General features: G+C 63.7%; 5 protein-coding genes. All 5 read right to left on the bottom strand.

The genetic code is table 11. From position 1 onward, the window contains the following. Nucleotides 1-958 (bottom strand): acetyl-CoA C-acyltransferase (locus tag RMO40_RS06110; RefSeq protein ID WP_309717770.1); only part of this gene is annotated, 958 nt, incomplete at its 3' end. Between the two features lie 23 nt (nucleotides 959-981). After that, nucleotides 982-1,563 carry an HD domain-containing protein gene (locus RMO40_RS06115; protein ID WP_309717772.1) on the bottom strand — a complete coding sequence of 194 codons (582 nt, stop codon included), beginning with the start codon at nucleotides 1,561-1,563 and terminating at the stop codon, nucleotides 982-984. 83 nt (nucleotides 1,564-1,646) lie between these two features. Further along, nucleotides 1,647-3,740: a 3-hydroxyacyl-CoA dehydrogenase NAD-binding domain-containing protein gene (locus RMO40_RS06120; protein WP_309717776.1), complete on the bottom strand. Its 2,094-nt coding sequence runs from the start codon at nucleotides 3,738-3,740 to the stop codon at nucleotides 1,647-1,649. 159 nt (nucleotides 3,741-3,899) lie between these two features. Continuing rightward, nucleotides 3,900-4,595 (bottom strand): ATP-binding cassette domain-containing protein, encoded by a 696-nt coding sequence (locus RMO40_RS06125; RefSeq protein WP_309717782.1) that lies wholly within the window; start codon nucleotides 4,593-4,595, stop codon nucleotides 3,900-3,902. A gap of 89 nt (nucleotides 4,596-4,684) precedes the next feature. Next, nucleotides 4,685-5,467, bottom strand: coding sequence for an ATP-binding cassette domain-containing protein (locus RMO40_RS06130; protein WP_309717779.1), 783 nt, complete (start codon nucleotides 5,465-5,467; stop codon nucleotides 4,685-4,687). Nucleotides 5,468-5,563: the final 96 nt, after the last annotated feature.

Consider the following 5,563-nt stretch of genomic DNA (forward strand, 5'->3'; position numbering starts at 1 on the left):
CGGCGAAGGCTTCGTTCAACTCCCACAGGTCGATGTCGCTGACCTTCAGGCCCAGCTTCTTCAGCACCTTGGGCACGGCGAACACCGGGCCGATGCCCATTTCGTCAGGCTCGCAGCCCGCGACTGCAAAGCCGAGGAAGCGGCCCAGCGGCTTGAAGCCGCGCTGTTCGGCCAGCCTCTCGCTCATCAGCACGCAGGCACCGGCGCCGTCGCTGAACTGGCTGGCGTTGCCGGCCGAGATCACACCGCCGGGCATGGCGGGTTTGATGCCGGCGATGCCTTCGGCGGTGGTGCCAGCGCGCAGGCCTTCGTCGGCGCTGATGGTGACTTCCTTTGTGCGAAGGCCCAGCACCGGGTCGGCGACACCAGCGATAGTGGTGACGGAAATCATCTCGTCATTGAACTTGCCGGCTTCTTGTGCGGCACAAGCTCGCTGCTGGCTCTGGGCGCCATAAGCGTCCATGCGGTCACGGCCGATCTTGTAGCGTTTGGCCACGTTCTCGGCGGTCTGCAGCATGTTCCAGTAGATCTCGGGCTTGTGCTCGCGCAGCCAGCTGTCGACGATCATGTGCGTGTTGGCTTCGTTCTGCACGCAGGAGATGCTTTCCACGCCGCCGGCCACGTACACGTCGCCTTCGCCGGCAATGATGCGTTGTGCTGCGGTGGCGATGGTCTGCAGGCCGCTGGAGCAGAAGCGGTTGATCGTCATGCCGCTGGCGGTGACGGGCAGGCCGGCGCGCAGCGCGATCTGGCGCGCGATGTTGCTGCCGGTCGCGCCTTCGGGCGTGGCGCAGCCCATGATCACGTCGTCGACTTCAGCGCCTTCGATGCCGGCGCGTTCGACGGCGGCCTTGACGGCCAGGCCCCCGAGCGTGGCGCCGTGGGTCATGTTGAAAGCGCCCTTCCAGCTCTTGGCGAGCGGCGTGCGTGCGGTGGAAACGATCACGGCAGATGTCATGGTGTGTGCTCCGGAAAATGGATTCAGGTTTCTGTGGCCAGAACCGCCATGTAGATGCTGTTCTTGGGTTTGGCGAACACGCGTCGAACCATGGGCTCGAACTCGCTCATCGGCAGCGTCTCGCCCTTGGGGTCGAAGGCCGGGTTGTCGTACAGCGCGCAAAACTCTTCGGTGCGCGCGTAGTGCGGTTGGCTGGCAAACTGGTCGCGCAGGTTGCGGTTGAGCCCGAGGTGGTGGAAGAAGTAGTAGCCCTGGAAGATGCCGTGGTGCTGCACCATCCAGTGGTTGGCTTCGCTGACGAAGGGCTTCAGGATGGCCGCGGCCACGTCGAAGTGGTTGGCCGAGCCCAGCGTGTCGCCGACGTCATGGAACAGCGCGCACACCACGTACTCTTCGTCGCAACCCGCCTTCAAGGCCCGCGTGGCCGTCTGCAGCGAGTGGGTGTAGCGGTCGACCGGGAAGCCGCCGTAGTCACCTTCGAGCAGCTTCAGGTGCGTCATCAGCCGGTCGGGCAGGCCGCGTCCGAACTCCTTGGATTCGCCGGCGATCACTTGCCAGTCTTGCGCGGTGCTCTCTTCCATGCGGGTAAAAGTGGCGCGTTCCATCTTGTCTCCTTGAAATGCCCGTTCGGGCTGAGCCTGTCGAAGCCCTTCGACAAGCTCAGGGCGAACGGAGAGTGGGGCCCCAATCAGCTGAAGGTCTTGCCTTCGGCGGCCAGCCTGGCCAGCAAGGGCGCAGGCTGCCAGAACGTGGCGTCGTCGAGCGGGTTCTGCGCAAAGCGCTTCATGCTGGCGACCACGTTGAAGAGGCCCTGGGTGTCGGCATAGCACATGGGGCCGCCGCGGTAGGCGGGGAAGCCATAGCCGGTGAGGTAGACCATGTCGATGTCGGAAGCGCGAGAGGCAATGCCCTCTTCCACGATCTTGGCGCCTTCGTTCACGAGGGCGTAGATGAGGCGTTGCACGATCTCGTCGTCGCTGATCTTGCGCGGCGTGATGCCCCGGCGTGCACGCTCCTTCTCGATCATCTCGACCACCGCCTTGGAGGGGATGGCGTCGCGCTTGCCCGGCACGTAGTCGTACCAGCCGGCATTCGTCTTTTGGCCGAAGCGGCCCATTTCGCACAGCAGGTCGGCGGTCTTGCTGTACATCAGGTCGGGTTGATCGACGGCTCGGCGCTTGCGGATGTACCAGCCGATGTCGTTGCCGGCCAGGTCGCCCATGCGGAACGGGCCCATCGCAAAACCCATCTTCTCGATGGCCTTGTCGACCTGCTCGGGTGTGGCGCCCTCTTCCAGCAGGAAGCCGGCCTGGCGCGAGTACTGCTCGATCATGCGGTTGCCGATGAAGCCGTCGCACACGCCCGAGACCACGCAGGTCTTCTTGATCTTCTTGCCGAGCTGCATCACGGTTGCGAGCACGTCTTTCGCCGTCTTCTCGCCACGGATCACTTCCAGCAAACGCATCACGTTGGCCGGGCTGAAAAAGTGCATGCCGATCACGTCTTGCGGGCGCTTGGTGAAAGCGGCGATCTTGTTCACATCCAGCGTGGAGGTGTTGCTCGCGAGGATGGCGCCCGGCTTCATCACCTCGTCGAGCTGCTTGAACACCTGTTCTTTGACGCCGAGGTCTTCGAACACGGCTTCGATCACCATATCGGCGTTTTTCAAGTCACCGTAGTTCAGCGTGGTCGTGAGCAAGGCCATGCGTTGGTCGAGCTTGTCTTGCTTGAGTTTGCCCTTCTTGACCTGGGCTTCGTAGTTCTTGCGGATGACGCCCACGCCCTTGTCGAGCGCCTCTTGCTTCATCTCCAGCATGACCACCGGAATGCCGGCGTTGAGGAAGTTCATCGCGATGCCGCCCCCCATGGTGCCGGCGCCGATGACGGCCAGCTGCTTGATGTCGCGCACGGGCGTGTCGGCCGGCACGTCGGGGATCTTGCTGGCAGCACGCTCGGCCACGAAGAGGTGGCGCAAGGCACGGCTCTCCGGCGTGAACATGAGCGACTGGAAGGCCGCCAGTTCGAGGCGCATGCCTTCGTCGAATTTTTTGTAGACCGAGTTGGCGACCGCCTCCACGCACTGCAGCGGCGCCGGGTAGTTGCGCGACATGGCGCCCACGGTGTTGCGTGCGAACTGGAAGAAGGCGTCGGCGTTGGCGTGCTGGGCCTTGAGGTTACGCACCAGGGGCAGCGGGCGCTTGTCTGCAACTTCAGCGGCGAATGCCAGGGCAGCGGCCATCAGATCGCCATCGACCAGCATGTCGAACAGCTTCTGGCCAGGCGCAGCGGCCAGCATCTCGCTCTTGACCGGCTCGCCACTCACGATCATGTTCAGTGCAGTTTCGACACCCAGCACACGTGGCAGGCGCTGCGTGCCACCGGCACCCGGCAGCAGGCCGAGTTTGACTTCGGGCAGCGCGACCAACGTGCCTGGTGACACCAGGCGGTAATGGCAGCCCAGCGCCAATTCGAGCCCACCGCCCATGCAAACGCTGTGGATGGCCGCGACCACCGGTTTGCTGCTGTTCTCCAGCGCCGAGATCACGCTCAGCAGATTCGGCTCGGCCATGGCCTTCGGCGAACCAAACTCCTTGATGTCGGCGCCACCCGAAAACGCCTTGCCGGCGCCGGTGATCACGATGGCCTTCACCGCCTTGTCGGCCAGCGCCTTTTCCAGGCCCTGGGTGATGCCCACCCGGGTGTCCAGCCCGAGGCCGTTGACGGGGGGGTTGTTGAGCGTGATGACGGCAATGTTGCCGCGCAGTTCGTAGTTGGCACTCATGGGGTGGGCCCTCGGTAGGTCAGCAAAAACGCAGCTCGCAAAGCGAACGATCGTTCGATTCTAAAAAGCAAAAAAGCCGGCTCCTGTCCCGTCAGCGACAACACGCGCAACGCGGTTTTCGCTCGAAACAGTGCCGGCTCGGCGGCTCAGCCGAAGATGTTAGACCTCCAGCCACTCCTTGCGAATATCCCCGTTGGCACGTAGCTCGGTCGGTGTTCCTTCGAACACCACCTGGCCGTGCCCCATCACATAGCAGCGCTCAGAGATCTCAAGCGCGATGGTGAGCTTTTGCTCCACCAGCAGCACCGAAATGCCGCGTCGCTTGAGCTCCTTCAGGTATTCGGCCACCTGCTCCACGATCTTGGGCGCCAGGCCTTCGGTCGGCTCGTCGATCATGATCAGGTCGGGGTCGCCCATCAGGGTTCGGCACAGCGTGAGCATCTGCTGCTCGCCGCCCGACAACACACCGGCTTCGGTGTGCTGGCGTTCCTTCAGGCGCGGGAACAGCGAGTACATGTCGTCGAACGACCAGCGCGGCTTCTTGGCCTTGCCCTTCTCGCCGAGCATCAGGTTCTGGTGCACGGTGAGCTTGGGAAAGATATCGCGGTTCTCGGGCACGTAGCCGATGCCGGCGTGGGCGATCTGGTAGGCCTTCTGGCCCAGGATCTCCTTGTCACGCCATTTCACCGAGCCTGTGCCATGGACCAGGCCCATCACCGCCTTGACGGTGGTTGAGCGGCCCGAGCCATTGCGCCCCAGAAGGCTGACGATCTCGCCCTCTTTCACGTTGAGAGAGACACCATGCAGCACGTGGCTCTTGCCGTAGTAGGCGTGCAGGTCTTGCAGATTCAGCATCGTCATATCAGGTCTTCCGCCGGGCCGTCCCAAGGGAGGCCTGCGCCCCCTCGGGGGGCAGTGAACAAAGTGAACGTGGGGGCTTCATGTCAGTGCCCCGCAGCTTGCTGATCGGCCAGGATCGAACCGAGGTACGCCTCTTGCACACGAGCATTGCCGCGCACGGCGTCGGGCGTGTCGAAGGCGATCACTTCGCCGTACACGAGCACGGCAATCTTGTCGGCCAGGCCGAACACCACGCCCATGTCGTGCTCCACCGTCAGCAAGGTCTTGCCCACCGTCACCTCGCGAATCAGCTGGATGAAGCGCGAGGTTTCGCTCTTGCTCATGCCGGCGGTGGGTTCGTCGAGCAGCACCACGCTCGCGCCGCCGGCGATGGTGATGCCCACTTCCAGCGCACGCTGTTCGGCGTAGGTGAGGTTGACCGCCGCGATGTCACGCTTCTTGTCGAGCTTGATCATCTTCATGACCTCTTCGGCGCGGTCGTTGGCATCGTGAAGGTCGGACAGGAACCTCCAGAACACGTAGCGGTAGCCCATCGACCACAGCACCGCGCAGCGGATGTTCTCGAACACCGACAGCTTGTTGAACAGGTTCGACACCTGGAAGCTGCGCGCCAGGCCGAGGCGACTGATCTCGTAGGGGCGCAAGCCGTCGATGCGCTGGCCGTTGAGCACGATCTCGCCGCTGGTGGCGCCGAAGCGCCCGCTGATCAGGTTGAACAGCGTCGACTTGCCGGCGCCGTTGGGCCCGATGATCGCCACCCGCTCGCCGGGCGCGACGGCCAGGTTGGCGCCGCGGATGATCTCGGTCTTGCCGAAGGACTTGCGCAGGTCCTTCAGTTCGACGGCGTATTGCGGCGCGCCGTTCATGCGGCATCCTCCTCATTGTCCAGATGCCGGCGCTCGAGTTCCTTCGCGATCTCGGTTTGAACGTCGCTCCACACCCGTGCCAAGCGGCGCCGGGCG

The sequence above is a fragment of the Rhizobacter sp. genome (assembly GCF_031412075.1).
GTDB lineage: Bacteria > Pseudomonadota > Gammaproteobacteria > Burkholderiales > Burkholderiaceae_C > Rhizobacter.

What these genes read in the sequence shown, in the direction of transcription:
- RMO40_RS06130 (WP_309717779.1), bottom strand. Translation starts at nt 5,467, where the DNA reads ATGAACGGCGCGCCGCAATACGCCGTCGAACTGAAGGACCTGCGCAAG.
- RMO40_RS06120 (WP_309717776.1), bottom strand. Translation starts at nt 3,740, where the DNA reads ATGAGTGCCAACTACGAACTGCGCGGCAACATTGCCGTCATCACGCTC.
- RMO40_RS06125 (WP_309717782.1), bottom strand. Translation starts at nt 4,595, where the DNA reads ATGCTGAATCTGCAAGACCTGCACGCCTACTACGGCAAGAGCCACGTG.
- RMO40_RS06115 (WP_309717772.1), bottom strand. Translation starts at nt 1,563, where the DNA reads ATGGAACGCGCCACTTTTACCCGCATGGAAGAGAGCACCGCGCAAGAC.